Consider the following 18,299-nt stretch of genomic DNA (forward strand, 5'->3'; position numbering starts at 1 on the left):
CGACCGTAGAGGTGTGGTCACCGTAGCCCAGTCTCTGCCCGTCACCTCCGTCCCCCGCGCCGCCCGGGTCCGCCGTCTCGGCCCCAACTGGTACGCCTGCGTCATGGGCACCGCCATCCTCGGCTCGGCCGGGGTCGCGCTGCCCGCACACGAAGAAGGGCTGCGCGATGTCTTCGAGGGGGCCTGGGCGCTGTCCCTGATCATGCTCGTGGCCCTGCTGGCGGCCCGGGCCCTGCACTGGGCCCGCCACCGCGACCAGGCCCGTGCCGATCTCCTCGACCCGGCCATGGCCCCCTTCTACGGCTGTCTGTCCATGGCCCTGCTGTCGGTCGGCGGCGGCGCCCTGACGGCCGGGCGGGACCTGCTCGGCACCGGCACGGCCGTCGCCCTGGACACCGCGCTGTTCACCACGGGGCTCGCGGCTGCCGTGACCGTGCCCTACCTGATGGCGGTACGGCATCGCGTCCAGCCCGCGCAGGCGACGCCGGTGTGGCTGTTGCCGCTGGTCGCCCCGATGGTGTCGGCCGCGCTCGGCCCGCTGCTGGTGCCGCATCTGCCACCGGGCCGGCCCCGCGAGACCCTGCTGCTGGCCTGCTTCGCGCTGTTCGGGCTGAGCCTGTTCGCGACGCTGCTGATGCTGCCGCTGGTCTTCGCCCGGCTGGTCACCTCCGGCCCGCTGCCGCTCGCGCTCACCCCGACCCTGTTCCTGGTCCTGGGCCCGCTCGGACAGTCCACCACCGCGGTCGACCGGATCGCGGACGCGGCTCCCGGGGTCGTACCGGCCCCGTACGACCGTGGCCTCGGCGTCTTCGCCGTCCTGTACGGGGTGCCGGTCATGGGGTTCGCGCTGCTGTGGCTGGCGCTGGCGACCGCGCACGTGGTGCGGGCCCGCCGGCAGGGCATGGGGTTCGCGATGACCTGGTGGGCGTTCACCTTCCCGGTGGGCACGTGTGTCACCGGCGCCGCGGTCCTCGCCCGGCGCACCGGTCTCGCGGTCTAAGACGGGCTGGCCGTCGGGCTGTACGCCGCCCTCACGGTCGCCTGGTCGGCGGCCGCCGCCGGCACCGTGCGCGGCCTGCTCAGGGGCGAGCTGCTCGCAGCGCCTCGGCCAGCACCCGCGGCGCCTCGGCCAGGGACGGGCCGTACCAGGTCAGGTGCCGCCCGCTGACCAGGGCGCAGGGCAGTCCGGGAAAGGCTTCCGGGCCGTCGTCGGCGGTGAAGCGGTAGGGCTCGTCGGGCAGGACCACCAGGTCCGGAGCCGCCGCGCGCAGTTCCTCCAGCGGCACCCGGGGGTAGCGCCCGGGGTGGCCGGCGTAGAGGTGGTCGACGCCGAGCCGGGCCAGGACGTCACCGGCGAAGGTGTCCCGGCCGAGGACCATCCAGGGCCGTCGCCAGACCGGTACGACGGCGGTGGCACGGGCCGGAGGCCGCGGCGGGGAGGCCCAGGCCGCCTCGGCCTCCGCCAGCCAGCGCGGGCGTCCCGGCGCGCCGCACGCGACGAGCACCCGTTCCAGCTCGGCGAAGGCCTGCGACACGCTCCGCACCTCGGTGACCAGCACGTCGCACCCCGCGGCGCGCAGGGCGTCCAGGTCGGGGGCGCGGTTCTCCTCCTCGTTGGCGATCACCAGGTCGGGGGCGAGGGCGAGGACACGGTCGAGCTCGGGGTTCTTGGTCCCGCCGATCCGGGTGACGTCCAGGCCCCCCGGACGGGTGCACCAGTCCGTGACACCGACGAGGGCCTTGGGAAGCGTCACCGCTACGGCCTCGGTGAGGGACGGGACCAGGGAGACGATGCGCACTGTGCGACTCCGGCGAGGGCAGCGTCCCAAAGGGGCGCGGGGGTGTGTCCGACATGCGGCTGCCGCCGCGTGGGCGCGGCCGGCCACGACGGCGCCGCAGACGACCGACGACCCGTCACGCCCCTCACGGCCTCCCGCGGAACTCTCAGCGAGATCTGTCCTGAACGGCCTCGATGTGTTCGGCCACCGCCACCACGATGACCCGCGTATCCGGCACCGTCGCCCGCCACCTGTGCCGTACCCCACCGGTCAGGTACAACGTGTCGCCGCGGCCGAGGCGGTACGCGCGCCCCTCGGCCTCTATCTCCACCGCACCGTCGGCGACGTACATCAGCTCGTCGTTGCGGTGCTGGAACTCGCGGCCGGCGTCGTGGTCGCCGGTGAACTCGGAGGCGTGCAACTGGTGGTGGCCGCGCACCAGGGAGCGGGTGCGCGGCTCGAAGTCGTCCGGGTCGGCCGGATCCGCACGGACGACGTCGACGCTGGCCGCCGGGTCCGCGGCGGCGAGGAGTTCGACGGCCGTGGTGCGCAGGGCGTCGGCCAGTTTCTCCAGTGACGTGCGGCTGGGGCGGGCCCGGTCGTTCTCGACCTGACTGAGGAACGGCACCGACAGACCGGTGCGCTCGGCCACGACGGCGAGGGTCAGTTCCAGGGCCCGGCGGCGCCGCCGGACGGCCGCGCCCACCCGCACGGGCTGCTCTTTGTGGTCGCCCATCGCTCCGGCTCCCTCCCTCGCTCGTCGTGCCGCTGTCCGGGTGCCCGGGTCGGGGCGGACCCTCTGATGACTTCTCTGCACCCTACGCATGTTCGGCAAACCGTTTCACGCCCCTGTCACATCCCCGACGTGCCGCGAAGCCCTCACCCTCACGGTTCGCGCCACGGTGACGGGGCCTCGGGATCCCTTGGGGCTGAGTACCCAGACGGGGTGAATATGCCGACCAGCTGGGCCGAGCGGCTCCGCACAGGCCAACGATCATCACGCACAGTGATTGGCCGGATTCTTGTCGTACCCGCAGACGCCACGAGGGGCGGGCGCGCCGGACGCTCTGTGGCGTACGGCGGCGCCCGCCCCTCCGGGGCGGTCCGGGCCGGTCAGGTCACCCGGCCGCCTGACCGTGCGGGTCCTTCTTGGCGACCGGGGCCCACTTGTCGACCAGGCCGGGGTTCTCGCGGAGCCAGTCGCGGACGGCGTCCTGCTCCTTGCCCTTGCCGGCCTTCTGGATCTGCGACTCCAGTCCGGTGAGCTGCCTCTCGGTCATGGAGAAGTCCTTCAGCCAGCGGCCGACCTGCGGATTGTCGTCGGCGAAGCCCGTGCGGGCCAGGGTGTGCACGCCGTCGCCCTTGCCCCAGGCGCCCCGGGGGTCCTTGAGCTTCTTCAGGTCGTAGTCGCTGTAGGCCCAGTGCGGGGACCACAGGGTGACGACGACCGGCTGCTTCCTGGTGTAGGCGCGCCTCAGCTCGGAGAGCATGGCCGACGTGGAGCCGTCGATCACGTCGTAGCTGCCCTGAAGGCCGTACTCCTTGAGGACCTTGCTCTTGAGCAGGCCCATCATGCCCGCGCTGGGCTCGATGCCGACGATCTTCCCGCCGAACTCGGAGGCGTGGTCCCCGAGGTCCGCCAGGGAGTTCACGTCCTTGACATAGGAGGGGACGCTCAGCTCCAGGGAGGTGGGGCCGTACCACTTGCCGAGGTCGTCGAGCTGCTTGCCGTACTTCTTCCAGTACTCGGCATGGGTGGTGGGCAGCCAGGAGTCGGTCTGGAAGTCGAGCTGGCCGGTGGCGAGCCCGGTGTAGAGGGGGCCGGCCGTGTACTGGGTGGTGGTGACCTTGAAGCCGCGTTCCTCCAGGATCTCCTTCCAGAGGAAGGTGGAGGCGATGCCCTCGTCCCAGGGGATGTAACCGATCTTGATCTCCCTGCCCTTGCCGACGTCCGGCCCGGAGGCCTCGGAGCTGCCGGCGGAGCGGCCGAAGACACTCATCCCGCCCGCGACCAGGGCGAGCACGACCACGCCGACGACCGCGACGGCCGGGCGCGGGCGGTACGACCACGCGCGCGTGCGTTCCTTGGCGGCGGCCCTGCGGCCGAGTGGGGAGAGCTGGGTGCCAAGCGCGCCGGTGATCCGGTCGAGGTAGACGGCGAGCACGACGATGCCGACGCCGGCCTCGAAGCCGTAGCCGATGTCGAGCTGGCCGATGGCCTCGTTGACGGCGCCGCCGAGGCCGCCGGTGCCGACCATGCCCGCGATGACGACCATCGACAGGCCCAGCATGATCACCTGGTTGACGCCGGCCATGATGGTCGGCAGGGCGAGCGGCAGCTGGACGCGCCAGAGGATGTTGCGCGGGGTGGTGCCGAACGCCTCGGCGGCCTCGACCAGTTCGGCGTCGACCTGGCGGATGCCCAGCTCGGTCATGCGGACGCCGGGGGCGAGCGCGAAGATCAGGGTGGCGACGACACCGGGGGCGGTGCCGAGGCCGAAGAACAGCATGGCCGGGATCAGCAGGACCATCGACGGCATGGTCTGCAGCAGGTCCAGGACGGGCCGTACGGTCGCGCTGACCGCCTTGGAGCGGGCCGCCCAGACGCCCAGCGGGACGGCGATCAGCAGCGCGATGACGGTGGCCACGAGGACCAGGGAGAGCGTGGACATGGCCTCGTCCCACAGGGCGAGCGAGTCGACCAGCGCGAACCCGGCGAAGGCGAGGACACCGGCGGTGAGGCCGCGCAGCCACCAGGCGAGGACGGCGAGGATGCCGGCCATCAGCAGCGGCTGGGGCGCGCCGAGCACGGCGTCGATGCCGTTGTACATGCCCTCCATGACCGCCTTGACGGCGTCGAAGAACCAGGAGAGGTGGTCGAGCAGCCATTTGACGCCGGAGTCGACCCAGTCGCCCAGGTGGATCCTAGGCACGGCTGATCACCTTCCCGTCCGGGTTGTCACAGGGGACGGGATCGGCCGTCTCGTCGCCGAGGAAGCCCACCAGCCGCTGCCTCGGCACGACACCGATGACCCTGTCGGCCTCGTCCACGACACAGACGCGGTGGGACAGCCGGGCGCTGATCGCGCACAGCTGCGCGAACGGCGTCTCACGGGTCGCGGTCTCACAGCCGCACAGCGGGGCATCGGCCGTGACCGAGGTGTCCATGAGGGCGCCCGCCGTCAGCACGCGGGATCGGTCGACGTCCTGGACGAAGGAGGCGACGTAGTCGTTCGCGGGGCGCAGCAGGATGTCCTCGGCGGTGCCGGTCTGCACGATGCGGCCGTCGCGCATCACGGCGATGCGGTCGCCGAGCCGCATGGCCTCGTTGAGGTCGTGGGTGATGAAGACGATGGTCTTCTTCAGGGTCTTCTGCAGTTCGAGCAGCTGGTCCTGCATGTCCCGGCGGATCAGCGGGTCCAGGGCGCTGAAGGACTCGTCCATGAGGAGCAGGTCGGCGTCGGTGGCGAGGGCGCGGGCGAGGCCGACGCGCTGCTGCATGCCGCCGGACAGCTCGTCGGGCCAGGACTTCTCCCAGCCGGCCAGGCCGCACAGGGCGAGCGCCTCGTCGGCGCGGCGTTCGCGCTCGGCGCGGGGCACGCCCTGCACTTCCAGGCCGTAGGCGGCGTTGTCGCGGACGCTGCGGTGCGGGAACAGCGCGAAGTGCTGGAAGACCATGCTGATCTTCTTCGAGCGCAGCTCGCGCAGTGCGCGGGAGGTGAGCGCGGTCAGGTCCTGGCCGTCGAAGCGGACGGTGCCCGCGGTCGGCTCCAGCAGGCCGTTGAGCATGCGCAGCAGGGTGGACTTGCCGGAGCCGGACAGGCCCATGACGACGAAGATCTCACCGGCCTCGACGCGGAACGAGGCGTCGATCACGGCGGCGGTGGTGCCGTCGGTGCGCAGTTCCTTCCGGTCGGCGCCCTGCTGCAGGCGTTCCACCGCGTCGTCCGGTCGTCTGCCGAACACCTTGAACAGGTGATCGGCCTCAAGCCTCGATTGCACGCGTACCTCTCGTCTCGGCGGTCCGAACAAAGGCCGCGCCTCCCCAGGTCAAGCGGAGGCAAACCCCCACGTGGCCGGACTCACGGCGATGCGCACCACGCAACGCGTTCCGGCGCCGGAGGGTGGCTGTCAGTGCCGTGCGGCATGATGCGAGCGTGACCGGACGACTCATGCTCCTCGACACCGCTTCGCTGTACTTCCGCGCCTACTTCGGCGTCCCGGACTCCGTGAAGGCCCCGGACGGCACGCCCGTGAACGCCGTGCGCGGGCTGCTGGACTTCATCGACCGGCTGGTCAGGGACCACCGGCCGGAGCGGCTGGTGGCCTGCACGGACGCCGACTGGCGGCCGCAGTGGCGGGTGGACCTCATCCCCACCTACAAGGCGCACCGGGTCGCCGAGGAGCACGAGGGCGCGCCGGACGAGGAGGAGGTGCCGGACACGCTCTCCCCGCAGGTGCCGGTCATCGAGGACGTGCTGGACGCGCTCGGCATCGCGCGGGTCGGCGTCGCGGGGTACGAGGCGGACGACGTGATCGGCTCCTTCACGGCACGCGCCGAGGGCCCGGTGGACATCGTCACCGGCGACCGCGATCTGTACCAGCTGGTGGACGACGCGCGCGGGATCCGGGTGCTGTACCCGCTGAAGGGCGTCGGCACGCTGCAGCTGACCGACGAGGCGGTGCTGCGCGCGAAGTATGGCGTGGACGGGCGCGGGTACGCGGACCTCGCGCTGCTGCGCGGCGACCCGAGCGACGGCCTGCCGGGCGTGGCCGGGATCGGCGAGAAGACGGCCGCCAAGCTGCTCGCCGAGTTCGGTGACCTGGCCGGGATCATGGCGGCGGTCGACGACCCGCGGGCGAGGCTCACGCCGTCGCAGCGCAAGCGGCTCACCGAGGCCCGGCCCTATGTCGCGGTCGCGCCGAAGGTGGTGCGGGTGGCCGACGACGTCCCGCTGCCGGACGTCGACACGGCCCTGCCGCACGCCCCGCGCGATGCGGCGGCGCTGCAGCAGCTGGCCAAGCGCTGGGGGCTCGGCGGTTCGCTGCAGCGGCTGTTGACCACGCTGGCCGAGTGACCCGGCGCGGAATATTCCGGCAAAGTGCGCTCATCCCGCGTCCATCGAGGAGGTGTTGACTCCGCGGGAGATGCTAACTTAGGTAAACCTAACCCATTGGCAGGAGGTCGTGATGGCAGAGCGTCCGGGACGAAAGCCGCGTAAGGCCCGCATCGCCCATGTGATCCGCACCGAGCGACTGACCCCGCACATGCAGCGGGTGGTGCTCGGCGGCGAGGGCCTGGCCGACTTCACGGCGGACACCTGCACCGACCACTACGTCAAGCTCCTCTTCGGCCCCGACGGCGTGACCTACCCGGAACCCTTCGACCTGGAGCGGATCCGTGCCGAGTTCCCGCGGGAGCAGTGGCCGGTGACCCGGACCTACACCGTGCGCGCCTGGGATCCCGAACACCGGGAGCTGACCCTGGACTTCGTCGTCCACGGCGACGAGGGCCTGGCCGGCCCGTGGGCCACCCGGGTGCGGCCGGGTGAGCCCGTGCGCTTCATGGGCCCCGGCGGCGCCTACGCCCCCGACCCGGCCGCCGACTGGCACCTGCTCGCCGGTGACGAGAGCGCCCTGCCCGCCATCGCACGGTCCCTGGAGGCGCTGCCCGCCGGCGCCCGCGCGCACGCCTTCGTGGAGGTGTCCGGCCCCGGCGAGGAACAGAAGATCGACTCCGAGGTGGAGGTCGTCTGGCTGCACCGGGGGGACCGGCCGGTCGGCGAGGCGCTGCTCCAGGCCGTCCGCGCGCTGGAGTTCCCCGAGGGCCGGGTGCACGCGTTCGTGCACGGTGAGGCGGGCTTCGTGAAGGAGCTGCGCCGGCTGCTGCGGGTCGAGCGGGGCGTCCCGCGCGAGGACCTGTCGATCTCCGGCTACTGGCGCCTGGGGCACAACGAGGACGGCTGGCAGGCCGCCAAGCGGGAGTGGAACGCCCGCGTCGAGGCCGAGCAGGAGAGCGGCGCGGCGGCGGCCTGACCGCTGCTCAGGACGGCACCTCGTTGATCTTGCCGAACGGGATGTGCACGCTGGGCGTGGTCCGGGACGTGCTGCGCAGGTGCGTCACCTGGTCGTCGAAGAAGATGTGCGGATCCAGCACCTTCATGACCGAGCCCTTGTCGATGCCGCCGAGGAAGAAGGCGTCGTTGACCCGCACGCCCCACTGCTTGAGGCTGTTGACGGCGCGCTCGTGCGCGGGGGCGTTGCGCGCGGTCACGATGGAGACGTGGACCCGGACCGCGTAGCCCGGGTCGCTCTTGCGCCGCTCCTCCTCCCGGCGCTGTATCCGGTTCACCCCGGCGAGGAAGTCCCGCAGCGGCCCGGGGTCGTGCGGGGTCGCCGCGTTACGGGCCTCGTGTGCGCGGAACTCCTCCAGTCCGTCGGCCTGGTACACCTGCTCGGCGGCGTCAGTGGCGAGCACCCCGTCGAAGTCGAACGCGATCCGCAGCTCCCGGTCGGCGGGGTCGTCCGGGTACGCCGCTCCGAGCACATGCCCCGCGGGCAGTCCGGCGGCGACGGCCTCCCGCACGTCGTTGCCGTTCGCCGACAGGAACAGGGACATGTTCAGCGCGGGCATGAACTTGTACGGGGACCGGCCCTGCATGAAGACGGCCCGGCTGATCGCCAGCCCGTGGGTCTGGATCGACCGCATGACCCGCAGACCGGTGTCCGGGTCGTTACGGGAGAGGATGATGACCTCGACGAGCGGATCTCCCGGCTCGCCCAGGTCGTTCAGCGACAGCAGCCGCCGGATGAAGGCGAAGGCGACGCCCGGCCGCAGCGTGGTGTCGCGGTTCTCCTCCTGATAGGCCCGGTAGGCCTCCTCGCCCTGCTCGCGGAAGACCGCGTCCGACTCCCGCAGATCGAACAGGGCACTGGAGGCGACACCGACGACGAGTCGGTTCGCGAGATCGTAGGCGGGCATGGGCTACATCTTCACACCGACCGGCCGCGTCCGGTGCTCAGTCGCCGCGCACGCGTGCGTGCAGGTGCATGTCGTGCCAGCCGTCGGGGTGGAGCAGGGCGCTGCGCTTGGTGCCCTCCGGGGCGAAACCGGCCTTGACGGCGACACGGCAGGAGGCCTGGTTGGCGGTGGCGTGCAGGAGTTCCAGGCGGTGGAAGCCGATCTCGTCCAAGGCCCACCGGGACAGCGCGGTCGCCGCGCGGGCCGCCACACCCCGGCCGCGGGCGTGTGCCGCGGTCCAGTACGCGATCTCGGCGCAACCGTCCTCGAGCACGATCTGACGAAGCGACATCCGTCCCAGCAGCTCGTCCGTCGTCTCGTCGACGACGGCCCACGGGGCGTTGCCCTCCGCCGCCCAGGAGGTCCGCCACTGCTCGATCCAGCCGGCGACCTCCTCCACGGAGTCGGCGGCCCTGATGTGCCACTGCTGCATGACCGGGTCTTGCATGGCCGTGTACACGGCGGGCGCGTCCCCGGCCCGCCACGGCCGCAGGAGCAGGCCGTCACCGGTCGGAAGGGTGGGCTGCGGGATACGGGCGAGGGTTCCGGAGGTCAGCACCGGACTGGTGAGAAAGGGCATGATCCACATCCTGACGGCCACCGGGCCGCCGGCGCACCCGCTTTCCGCCTCGTACCCTTGACCCCGATGAGACGCCGTACCCCGCCCCCGCCCGCCCCGCTCCCCCAGATCGACGGTGTCGACCCGGTGCGGGTGCGGCTGCCGCACGACGGGACGTGGGCCACCGTGCGGGAGCATCTGGTGGCGCGGCTGACGGGGGCCGGGCCCGGGATGGTCGAGTCGATGTTCGACGCGGGGCGGGTCGTGGGCGCCGACGGGCGGGCGGTGGCGCCGGACGCGCCGTACCGGCCGGGGATGTTCGTGTGGTTCCACCGCGAGCTGCCCGCCGAGGTACCGGTGCCCTTCCCGGTGGAGGTGGTGTACCGGGACGACCACATCGTCGTGGCCGACAAGCCGCACTTCCTCGCGACGACCCCGCGCGGCACACATGTGGCCGAGACCGCGCTGGCCCGGCTGCGCCGCGAGCTGGACATACCGACGCTGACCGCCGCGCACCGGCTGGACCGGCTCACGGCGGGGCTGGTGCTGTTCACCGTGCGGCCCGAGGAGCGCGGCGCGTACCAGACGCTGTTCCGGGACCGGCGGGTCCACAAGGAGTACGAGGCGGTCGCCCCGTACGACCCCTCGCTGATCCTGCCCCGGACCGTGCGCAGCCGGATCGTCAAGGAGCGCGGCGTGCCGGCGGCCCGGGAGGCCGAGGGCGAGACGAACGCCGAGACACATGTGGAGCTCGCCGGGTACCGGGGCGGGCTCGCCCGGTACCGGCTCGTCCCGGCGACCGGGCAGACCCATCAGCTGCGGGTGCATCTGAACGCGCTCGGCGTGCCCATCCTCGGCGATCCGCTGTACCCGGAGGTGACCGCCCCGGTACCGGCCGGTGACTTCCGGTGCCCGCTGCAACTGCTCGCGCGGAGGCTGGAGTTCACCGACCCGGTCACCGGAGCGGAGCACTCGTTCGTCAGCGAGCGTGTGCTCCGCGCCTGGTCGCCCGACGCCGCGTGGGCCGCGCCCGGCGAGGGCGCGGGGAACTGCGCCACCAGCCACGACGCAGCCGCAGACGGCTGACGGCCCCTCGCGGGACTTCCTTCGCTACTCCCCACGCCACCAGTTCAGCAGCCGCCGCCAGAGGCCCCGCGGGCGGGCCGCCGGCTCGGGTCCCGGACGGTAGGGCTCGGGCACAGCGGGGCCGGGGGCGGTGGTGCGCGGCTGCATCGCCGAACGCTGCCGCGCCGGACCGGTCTGGCGGGTGGAGATCTGCTGCGGGATGGCCAGGGGCCGGGGCGGGCCGTCGACGTCCTGCTGCGGCTTCGGCTCGAAGCGCACGGGCAGGGACACCAGGTGCCGGGAGGCGATGGACGAACGCCAGCGCAACTCCTCCTCCGCGCAGTCGAGCTGGATGTCGGGCAGCCGCATCAGCAGCGCGTCGACGCCGACGTCGGCGATGGCGCGGCCGATGTCCTGGCCGGGGCACTCGTGCGGGCCGCCGCCGAAGGCGAGGTGGGAACGGTTGCCCTGCATGCTCGCGGACAGGTCCGGGCGGATTCGCGGGTCGAGGTTGCCCGGCGCGGGCGCGAAGAGCAGGCCGTCGCCCTTGCGGATGCGCTGCCCGCCCAGCTCGGTGTCCTGCTTGGCGTAGTAGCCGAGGACGGTGCTGAACGGCGGTTCGTCCCACAGGGACTGCTCGATCGCCTCCGGCACGGTCATCTGGCCGCCGCTGAGCTGGGCGCGGAAGCCCGGCTCGGTGAGGACCATGCGCAGCGCGTTGGCGAGGAGGTTCGCGGTGGCCTCGTAGGCCGCGAAGAGGACGAGCCGCAGGTGTTCGCGGACCTCGTCGTCGCTGAGTCCGGCCGGGTGGGTGACGAGGTGACTGGTGACGTCGTCCTCGGGCCGGGCGCGGCGCCGGGCGGTGAGCCGGCTGAGTGCGTCCATGACATAGGCGTGGCTCTGGATGGCGGTCTCGGTGCCCTTCAGGGCGTCCCGGGCGGCCTGCACCATCCGGTCGTCGTACTCGTCCGGCATGCCGAGGATCTCGCACATGACGGCCATCGGCAGGTGCTCGGCGAACTGGGAGACCAGGTCGGCCCGGCCGCGTTCGCAGAAGCTGTTGACCAGGCCCTGGGTGTAGCGGCCGATGTGGCGGCGCATGCTGCGGTGGTCGATGGTGGCCATGGCCGCGGTGACCGCCGCGCGCAGCCGCTGGTGCTCGTCGCCCTCGGCGTGCGAGCAGATCGGCTGCCAGGCGATGTGCGGCATGAGCGGGTGGTCCGGCTTGACCATGCCGTCGGCCAGCGGACTCCAGATCCGGCTGTCGCGGGTGTACAGGGAGGGGCTGCGGACCATGTGCAGGTTCTCGGCGTGCCCGAGGACGACCCACATCGGTACGTCGTCGTGGAGCAGCACGGGCGCCACGGAGCCGTGCTGCTCCCGCAGCCGCTCGTAGAGGTCGCCCAGGTCCTGCGCGTCGGGGCCGTAGAGCCGGTGCAGCCCGCCGGGGCCGAGGCCGTGCGCGGGGCAGCCCGGCGGCGGGAAGGCGGTGGGGTCTGTGTTGGTCAGGGAGGTGAATTCAGACGTCACGGGGTCGCTCCGGAACGAAAACGGGTGTGGGGGCGGGCAGTCGGCTGCGAGTCAGGTGAGGGCGCCGGTCAGGGCGATCGAGTGCAGGAAGCGCGTCAGGGTCAGCAGGACGTCCTTGCTGGAGGACCGGCGGCGTACGTCGCACTCGACGATCGGGATATCCGGGGTCAGGTCGAGCGCGGTGCGCAGTTCCTCGATCGGGTAACGGGGCGCGTCGGGGAAGGAGTTGATGGCGACGACGAAGGGCACGCCGCGTTCCTCCAGCCGGCCCATGACGTCGAAGCTGACCTCCAGACGCCGGGTGTCGACGAGGACGACCGCGCCGAGCGCGCCTTCGAACAGACCGTTCCACAGGAACCAGAAGCGCTCCTGGCCGGGGGTGCCGAAGAGGTAGAGCACCAGCTTGTCGGTGATGCTGATGCGGCCGAAGTCCATCGCCACGGTGGTGGCGGTCTTGGATTCGGACCCGTAGTTGTCGTCCACGCCGATACCGGCCTGGGTCATGGTCTCCTCGGTGGTCAGCGGTCTGATGTCGCTGACGGAGCCGACCATGGTGGTCTTGCCGACACCGAAGCCGCCCACGATCACGATCTTCACCGCGGCCTGGGCCGTGTGCGGCAGATGATCCTCGGTGCGCGGTCCGGGGATGGTGTCAGAGCCTTTGAAGTCCATGCATCACCGCTTCGAGGAGTGAACGGTCGGGTACGACCTGACGGACGATCGGGGCGCGTACCTGCACCAGTTCGGCCGTGATCAGCTCGGTGATCAGGACGGTCATCGCGCTGAACGGCAGGTTCAGGTAGGCCGACAGCTCGGCCACGGACAGGGGGTTGGCGCAGAGCCGCAGGACCGCGGCCTGCTCCGGTGAGGCGGCCGGCTGGGGGGCCTCGCGCGCCACGATCAGGGTCACGAGGTCGAGTTCGGCGCGTGCGCCGTCCTCGGATCCCGCGACGGTGTACAGCCGTTCGGGGTTCTTGGGCTCGGCTTCCGCGTCGTCCGGTTTCGGCGCGGGAGGCGGCGGGGGCGGCGGAGGCTTCGGCTCGCGCCGTTTGCGTCGTGGAGGAGTCATACGGTCTGCCCGTTCCGCCGGGGCGGACTGGTGAGATGGGCGCCGATCCGTACGACGAGGTCGCGCATCATGCCGCTCATCCGGCCCGGCTCGCAGGTCACGTCGGCGAGCACGGCGAGATAGGCGTTGTCGCCGGCGTTCATGAGGTAGAAGTAGCCGCCGTCGATCTCGAAGACGACGACCTGCATGTCGCCGGCGCCGGGGAGCTCCTTGATGATGGCACCGGCCAGGCTCTGCACGCCCGCGCAGGCGGCGGCCACCCGGTCGGCGGCGTCGGGATCGCCGCCGTAACGGGCGATGCGCAGTCCGTCCGCGGAGAGGACCACGATCATTTCGATGCCCGGAACGCCGTCGTTGAGCTGCTTGAGCATCCAGTCGATGTTGCCTCGCTGCTGGATCACTTGAGGTCCCCCTCGTCGTCAGCCTCGGTGGTGCCCTCGACGGGCTCGTCCGCATAGTCGTTGAGCAGGTGCACGTACTTTTCCGGGTGCCTCGTGAAGTCGGTCAGTTCGGGCCCGGTGGCGCCCTCGGGCATGCCCTTGCGCAGGCCGTTCCAGAAGTCCTCGATCCCCTGGCCGAGCGGCCGCTCCATGAGCTTCTTGCGCTCGGCGTCCATCTCGGGCTCGGGCTTCGGTTCGGACCTGGGCTGCGACCAGACGGTGTGCCTGCCCTCGCGCTCGGCCCGCTCGACCTCCGCCTTCTCGGCGAAGCGCTGGCTCAGCGGGGTCTTCATCCGGCTGCGGCGCTGCGGCAGTCCGCCCGCCGTCCACTCCGTGACCTCGGGTACGTCGTCCTCCATGGTGATCCCGGCGGGGATCTTGGGGCTGGTGGGACGACGCCTCTTCGGGGGGCGCTTGGGGCCCTCGACGGCTCCGAGCGCGGGCACCGGGGCGCCGGTGGCGCCGATGCCGTGGGCGGCCCCGACTCCGGGCTCGGTGGTGGTCATGACGCGCGGCACGATGAGGATCGCACGGACGCCGCCGTAGGCGGAGGCGCGCAGCGAGACCTCCATGTCGAAGAACTTGCAGAGGCGGCCGACGACGGCGAGGCCGAGGCGCGGGTTCTCGCCGAGGTTGTGGGCGTCGTCGCCGTTCTTGGCGTCCTCGATCATCTGCTCGATGCGGGCCCGGGACTCCTCGCTGAGACTGACGCCCGCGTCCTCGATCTCGATGGCGATGCCGGCCTGCACCTCGGTGGCGTTGACGTGCACCTTCGTCGAGGGCGGCGAGTAGCGGGTGGCGTTGTCGAGGAGTTCGGCGGCCGCGTGGATGACCGGCTCGACGGCGGTTCCCTTGATGTTGATGTTGACGATGGAGTTCAGCTGGATGCGGCGGTACTCCAGGATGCGCGACATGGCGCCGCGCAGGGTGCTGTAGAGGGAGACGGGCAGGGGCCACTGGCGGCCGGGGCGGCCGCCGCCGAGGACGGCGATGGTGTCGGCGAGGCGGCCGATCAGCGAGGTGCCGTGGTCGATGCGCAGCAGGTCGTCGAAGACCTCGGGGTTGCGGCCGTGGTCCTCCTCCATCTCCCGCAGTTCGTTGGACTGCTGGTGGACGATGGCCTGGACACGGCGGGCGATGCTCACGTAGGAGCGCTCGGTGGCGTCGCGCATCGAGATCTCGTGGTCGGCGCCGCGCAGCGCGACGCGGAACATCTCGCGGTACATCTCGGGCAGGCCGCGCAGTTCGGGGTCGACGTCGTAGGCGTTGACCAGCACGTCCCGCAGCGGTTCTCCGGCGCGCAGCCGCTGCAGGCCGTAGGGGATGACGTCGCCGGCGAAGCGCGCGATCAGCTGGTCGTGGGCGGCGAGCCGGTGCTCCAGATACGCGGTGTGACGGGCGTACTCGGCCTGTTGCTCGCGGAGCCTGCGGCCGCGGCGGGCGGCCTCCGCACCCGTGGCGAGGACCAGCAGCAGGGCCAGCGCCCCGAGCGCGCCGACGGCGATGCGGGCCGACGCCGGCGCCAGGGCGACGGCGGCTCCGGTCGCTGCGGCCATCACTATGGCCGGGGGCAACAGCACGCGGGCATAGGGCCGTTCGCGGCCGCCGGGAGGCTTCTGAACACTCACCATGGATGCCTTCTGAGACGGATCGGCTGGGTGTCGGGAGAGCTTTCGGGGGGAAGGTTCATGGAACTGTGGGGATCTGTCGCACGATTGGGAACAAGCGCACGAATTGCCTCAACTCGGTGCGCCGCGGGCGAGCTTAGTCCGACCGGATCATCGCCGTGTCATATTCGGCAAGCACCTGAAATCGCCCTGTCGGCAGGAGTACGCTCGGAATATTTACACGCTGGGCTATCATTCGAACGCGTTCGGTAACGGCGTATGGGTGTACGAAAGTAACCCCCCGTAATGAGTGAAGGGGCCGCAGAAAGCAGCCCCTTCGCAGCACCCCGCGCCCGCGGGGCGACCGATCACCCCACCGACGAGTAGGCGACCACACCGCGCAGCAGCTGATCAACAGCCTTGCGCGCGGCCTTGGCCACGGTCGACCCCTCGGAGACGGCCGCCGCCGAAATCTGCCCCAGCACGTCGATCACCTGCTTGCACCAGCGCACGAAGTCCCCCGCAGGCATCTCCGCCTCGCGCAGCACCTCGTCGAGCCCCTTGCCCGAGGCCCACATGTACGCGGCCCAGGCGAAGCCGAGATCCGGCTCCCGCTGCCCGACGCCCTCGGTCTGGCTGATCCGGAAATCCTCCTCCAGAGCGTCCAGCCGGCCCCAGATCCGCACCATCTCGCCGAGCGCCGCCTTCGCCTTGCCCGAGGGCAGCTTGGGCGCCATCGCGTCGTCGCCGACCCGCGCCTCGTACACCAACGCCGAGACACAGGCGGCCAGTTCCGCCGGGCTGAGCCCTTCCCAGACGCCCTCGCGCAGGCACTCACTGGCCAGCAGGTCGAGTTCGCCGTACAGCCGGGCGAGCCGCTTGCCGTGCTCGGTGACCTCGTTGCCGCGCAGATAGTCCAGCTCGGTCAGCAGGGCCACGATCCGGTCGAAGGTCCGCGCGATGGTGTTCGTGCGGCCCTCGATACGGCGCTCCAGCTGCGAGGTGTCGCGCAGCAGCCGGTGGTAGCGCTCGGCCCACCGGGCATGGTCCTCACGGTCGTTGCAGCCATGGCACGGATGGGCGCGGATCGCGGTCCGCAGCCGGGCGATCTCGCGGTCGTCGGCGGCCTGCGAGCGCTTCTTGCGGGCCCGCTCCGACGGGATGTGCCCGGCCTTGGTGCGCAGCGCGGAGGCCAGGTCCCGGCGGGACTGCGGCGAGCGCGGGTTGAAGGACTTCGGGATCCGCATCCGGTCCAGCGGCTCGACCGGCACCGGGAAGTCCATCGAGGCCAGCCGCTTGACCTGCCGCTCGGCGGTCAGCACCAGCGGGCGCGGGCCGTCGTCGTGGTCGAAGCCGCGGTGGCCGTTGGAGCGGCCGGCGGGCAGACCGGGGTCCAGCACCAGGGCCAGACCGGCGTACTTGCCCGTGGGGACGTGGATGACGTCGCCCGGCTTGAGGCGCTCGAGCGCGCTGGCGGCCTCGGCGCGCCGCTGGTTGGCGCCCTGCCGGGCCAGCTCGGTCTCCCGGTCCTTCAGCTCGCGGCGCAGCCGCGCGTACTCCTCGAAGTCGCCGAGGTGGCAGGTCATGGAGGCCTTGTAGCCGGCCAGGCCCTCCTCGTTGCGCTGCACCTGGCGGGAGATCCCGACGACCGACTTGTCGGCCTGGAACTGCGCGAAGGAGGTTTCCAGCAGCTCGCGGCTGCGGTGCCGGCCGAACTGCTCGACCAGATTGACCGCCATGTTGTACGACGGCCTGAAGCTGGAGCGCAGCGGGTACGTGCGCGTGCCCGCGAGACCGGCGAGGTGCTCGGGGCTCATGCCGCGCTGCCACAGCACGACCGCGTGCCCCTCGATGTCGATGCCCCGGCGGCCCGCACGGCCCGTCAGCTGGGTGTACTCGCCCGGCGTGATGTCGGCGTGCTGCTCGCCGTTCCACTTGACGAGCTTCTCCAGCACCACCGAACGGGCGGGCATGTTGATGCCGAGGGCGAGGGTCTCGGTCGCGAACACCGCCTTGACCAGGCCCCGGACGAACAGCTCCTCGACGACCTCCTTGAAGGTCGGCAGCATGCCCGCGTGATGGGCGGCGATACCCCGCTCCAGGCCCTCCAGCCATTCGTAGTAGCCGAGGACGTGCAGGTCCTCCGACTCGATGTGGGACGTGCGCTCCTCGACCAGGGCGCGGACCTGCTCCCGCGCCTCCTCGTCGTTGAGCCTCAGGCCCGCGTACAGGCACTGCTGGACGGCGGCCTCGCAGGCGGCGCGGCTGAAGATGAAGGTGATGGCCGGAAGCAGACCCTCGGCGTCCAGCCGCTCGATGACCTCGGGGCGGCCCGGCGTCCACACCCGCGAGCGCTGTCTGCGCTCCCGCTCCCGGTCGGCCTCGCGCATCGCACGGCCGCGCCGCCGGTCCTGGTACGACGGCCTCGTCGCCTCCATGCGAGCCAGGCGGACGAGGTCGGGGTTGACGGCCTTCTTGTGGCCCTCGCCCTCCTCGAAGAGGTCGTACATCCTGCGCCCGGCGAGCACGTGCTGGAACAGCGGCACGGGCCGGTGCTCGGAGACGATCACCTCGGTGTCGCCACGGACGGTGTCCAGCCAGTCACCGAACTCCTCGGCGTTGGAGACGGTCGCCGACAGCGACACCAGGGTCACCGACTCGGGCAGGTGGATGATCACCTCTTCCCAGACGGCGCCGCGGAAGCGGTCGGAGAGGTAGTGCACCTCGTCCATGACGACGTAGCCGAGGCCGAGGAGGGTCCGGGAGCCGGCATAGAGCATGTTCCGCAGGACCTCGGTGGTCATCACGACCACCGGGGCCTCGGAGTTCACGCTGTTGTCGCCGGTGAGAAGGCCGACCTTGTCCGTGCCGTAGCGACGGCACAGGTCGGCGTACTTCTGGTTCGACAGCGCCTTGATGGGTGTCGTGTAGAAGCACTTCCTGCCCTGTTCGAGGGCGAGGTGGACGGCGAACTCGCCCACGATCGTCTTGCCCGAGCCGGTGGGGGCGGCCACCAGTACACCCTTGCCCGCGTCGAGTGCCTGGCAGGCCTCGATCTGGAAGGGGTCGAGGCCGAAGTCGTACATCTCGCGGAAGGACGCGAGCGCGGTGGCCTGCTCGGCTGCCCGCCTGCGGGCTGCCGCGTACCGCTCGGCCGGTGAGAGGTCCTCTGTCATCGTGCTTTCGAGCGTACCGGGCGCCACTGACAACAGGACGATCATTATCCGGAA

General features: G+C 71.5%; 15 protein-coding genes and 1 pseudogene. 4 read left to right on the plus strand and 12 right to left on the minus strand.

Annotation, left to right across the window (positions count from 1 at the left end):
* Positions 1-13: 13 nt before the first annotated feature.
* Positions 14-1,168 (plus strand): annotated as a pseudogene (locus tag ACZ7GZ_RS30800) (TDT family transporter).
* Here ACZ7GZ_RS30800 and ACZ7GZ_RS30805 read toward each other — a convergent pair.
* The 4 genes from ACZ7GZ_RS30805 to ACZ7GZ_RS30820 form a co-directional block, all read right to left on the minus strand.
* The gene (locus ACZ7GZ_RS30805) at positions 1,080-1,799 is read right to left on the minus strand and encodes a helical backbone metal receptor (RefSeq protein ID WP_471029144.1); all 720 of its coding nucleotides are present in this window, start codon (positions 1,797-1,799) and stop codon (positions 1,080-1,082) included. The pseudogene ACZ7GZ_RS30800 and the gene ACZ7GZ_RS30805 sit on opposite strands and share 89 nt — an antisense overlap.
* A gap of 145 nt (positions 1,800-1,944) precedes the next feature.
* A complete protein-coding gene (locus tag ACZ7GZ_RS30810; RefSeq protein ID WP_450799892.1) occupies positions 1,945-2,514 on the minus strand; it encodes a helix-turn-helix domain-containing protein in 570 nt (189 codons plus the stop codon).
* A 382-nt stretch (positions 2,515-2,896) separates the two neighbouring features.
* A complete protein-coding gene (locus ACZ7GZ_RS30815; protein WP_471029146.1) occupies positions 2,897-4,711 on the minus strand; it encodes an ABC transporter permease/substrate binding protein in 1,815 nt (604 codons plus the stop codon).
* Complete coding sequence (locus tag ACZ7GZ_RS30820; protein WP_471029147.1) at positions 4,704-5,780, minus strand: quaternary amine ABC transporter ATP-binding protein; 1,077 nt, start codon at positions 5,778-5,780, stop codon at positions 4,704-4,706. The genes ACZ7GZ_RS30815 and ACZ7GZ_RS30820 overlap by 8 nt, the downstream gene beginning before the upstream one ends.
* 155 nt (positions 5,781-5,935) lie before the next feature.
* Here ACZ7GZ_RS30820 and ACZ7GZ_RS30825 point away from each other — a divergent pair, with 155 nt between their 5' ends.
* Together ACZ7GZ_RS30825 and ACZ7GZ_RS30830 are read left to right on the plus strand one after the other, a co-directional pair.
* On the plus strand, positions 5,936-6,856 hold the full coding sequence (locus ACZ7GZ_RS30825) for a 5'-3' exonuclease (RefSeq protein ID WP_471029150.1): 921 nt from the start codon (positions 5,936-5,938) through the stop codon (positions 6,854-6,856).
* Positions 6,857-6,968: 112 nt separating this feature from the next.
* The gene (locus ACZ7GZ_RS30830; protein WP_471029151.1) at positions 6,969-7,814 is read left to right on the plus strand and encodes a siderophore-interacting protein; all 846 of its coding nucleotides are present in this window, start codon (positions 6,969-6,971) and stop codon (positions 7,812-7,814) included.
* A 7-nt stretch (positions 7,815-7,821) separates the two neighbouring features.
* Here the strand turns inward: ACZ7GZ_RS30830 and ACZ7GZ_RS30835 are convergent, their stop codons facing one another.
* A complete protein-coding gene (locus tag ACZ7GZ_RS30835) occupies positions 7,822-8,760 on the minus strand; it encodes a 5'-nucleotidase (RefSeq protein WP_471029152.1) in 939 nt (312 codons plus the stop codon).
* Between the two features lie 37 nt (positions 8,761-8,797).
* Complete coding sequence (locus ACZ7GZ_RS30840; RefSeq protein ID WP_471029155.1) at positions 8,798-9,379, minus strand: GNAT family N-acetyltransferase; 582 nt, start codon at positions 9,377-9,379, stop codon at positions 8,798-8,800.
* 66 nt (positions 9,380-9,445) lie between these two features.
* Between ACZ7GZ_RS30840 and ACZ7GZ_RS30845 the strand changes: the two genes are divergently transcribed.
* Positions 9,446-10,444, plus strand: a complete 999-nt coding sequence (locus tag ACZ7GZ_RS30845; RefSeq protein ID WP_471029156.1) for a pseudouridine synthase — start codon at positions 9,446-9,448, stop codon at positions 10,442-10,444.
* A 24-nt stretch (positions 10,445-10,468) separates the two neighbouring features.
* Here ACZ7GZ_RS30845 and ACZ7GZ_RS30850 read toward each other — a convergent pair whose 3' ends face one another.
* The 6 genes from ACZ7GZ_RS30850 to ACZ7GZ_RS30875 form a co-directional block, all read right to left on the minus strand.
* Positions 10,469-11,953 (minus strand): cytochrome P450, encoded by a 1,485-nt coding sequence (locus ACZ7GZ_RS30850; protein ID WP_471029159.1) that lies wholly within the window; start codon positions 11,951-11,953, stop codon positions 10,469-10,471.
* 51 nt (positions 11,954-12,004) lie between these two features.
* On the minus strand, positions 12,005-12,625 hold the full coding sequence (locus tag ACZ7GZ_RS30855; RefSeq protein ID WP_471029161.1) for a GTP-binding protein: 621 nt from the start codon (positions 12,623-12,625) through the stop codon (positions 12,005-12,007).
* A complete protein-coding gene (locus tag ACZ7GZ_RS30860) occupies positions 12,606-13,022 on the minus strand; it encodes a DUF742 domain-containing protein (RefSeq protein WP_471029162.1) in 417 nt (138 codons plus the stop codon). The genes ACZ7GZ_RS30855 and ACZ7GZ_RS30860 overlap by 20 nt, the downstream gene beginning before the upstream one ends.
* Positions 13,019-13,423, minus strand: a complete 405-nt coding sequence (locus tag ACZ7GZ_RS30865; RefSeq protein WP_351242683.1) for a roadblock/LC7 domain-containing protein — start codon at positions 13,421-13,423, stop codon at positions 13,019-13,021. The genes ACZ7GZ_RS30860 and ACZ7GZ_RS30865 overlap by 4 nt, the downstream gene beginning before the upstream one ends.
* Positions 13,420-15,093, minus strand: coding sequence for a sensor histidine kinase (locus ACZ7GZ_RS30870; protein WP_471029164.1), 1,674 nt, complete (start codon positions 15,091-15,093; stop codon positions 13,420-13,422). Before ACZ7GZ_RS30870 ends, ACZ7GZ_RS30865 begins: the two co-directional genes overlap by 4 nt.
* A gap of 344 nt (positions 15,094-15,437) precedes the next feature.
* Positions 15,438-18,290 (minus strand): DEAD/DEAH box helicase, encoded by a 2,853-nt coding sequence (locus ACZ7GZ_RS30875; RefSeq protein WP_471029166.1) that lies wholly within the window; start codon positions 18,288-18,290, stop codon positions 15,438-15,440.
* Positions 18,291-18,299 lie beyond the last annotated feature (9 nt).

The sequence above is a fragment of the Streptomyces sp. NPDC037288 genome, from assembly GCF_055603265.1.

Bases quoted from the DNA above. Each gene is read 5' to 3' on its own strand.
- ACZ7GZ_RS30810 (WP_450799892.1), bottom strand. From the start codon at position 2,514: ATGGGCGACCACAAAGAGCAGCCCGTGCGGGTGGGCGCGGCCGTCCGG.
- ACZ7GZ_RS30830 (WP_471029151.1), top strand. From the start codon at position 6,969: ATGGCAGAGCGTCCGGGACGAAAGCCGCGTAAGGCCCGCATCGCCCAT.
- ACZ7GZ_RS30835 (WP_471029152.1), bottom strand. From the start codon at position 8,760: ATGCCCGCCTACGATCTCGCGAACCGACTCGTCGTCGGTGTCGCCTCC.
- ACZ7GZ_RS30840 (WP_471029155.1), bottom strand. From the start codon at position 9,379: ATGCCCTTTCTCACCAGTCCGGTGCTGACCTCCGGAACCCTCGCCCGT.
- ACZ7GZ_RS30845 (WP_471029156.1), top strand. From the start codon at position 9,446: ATGAGACGCCGTACCCCGCCCCCGCCCGCCCCGCTCCCCCAGATCGAC.
- ACZ7GZ_RS30855 (WP_471029161.1), bottom strand. From the start codon at position 12,625: ATGGACTTCAAAGGCTCTGACACCATCCCCGGACCGCGCACCGAGGAT.
- ACZ7GZ_RS30860 (WP_471029162.1), bottom strand. From the start codon at position 13,022: ATGACTCCTCCACGACGCAAACGGCGCGAGCCGAAGCCTCCGCCGCCC.
- ACZ7GZ_RS30870 (WP_471029164.1), bottom strand. From the start codon at position 15,093: ATGGTGAGTGTTCAGAAGCCTCCCGGCGGCCGCGAACGGCCCTATGCC.
- ACZ7GZ_RS30875 (WP_471029166.1), bottom strand. From the start codon at position 18,290: ATGATCGTCCTGTTGTCAGTGGCGCCCGGTACGCTCGAAAGCACGATG.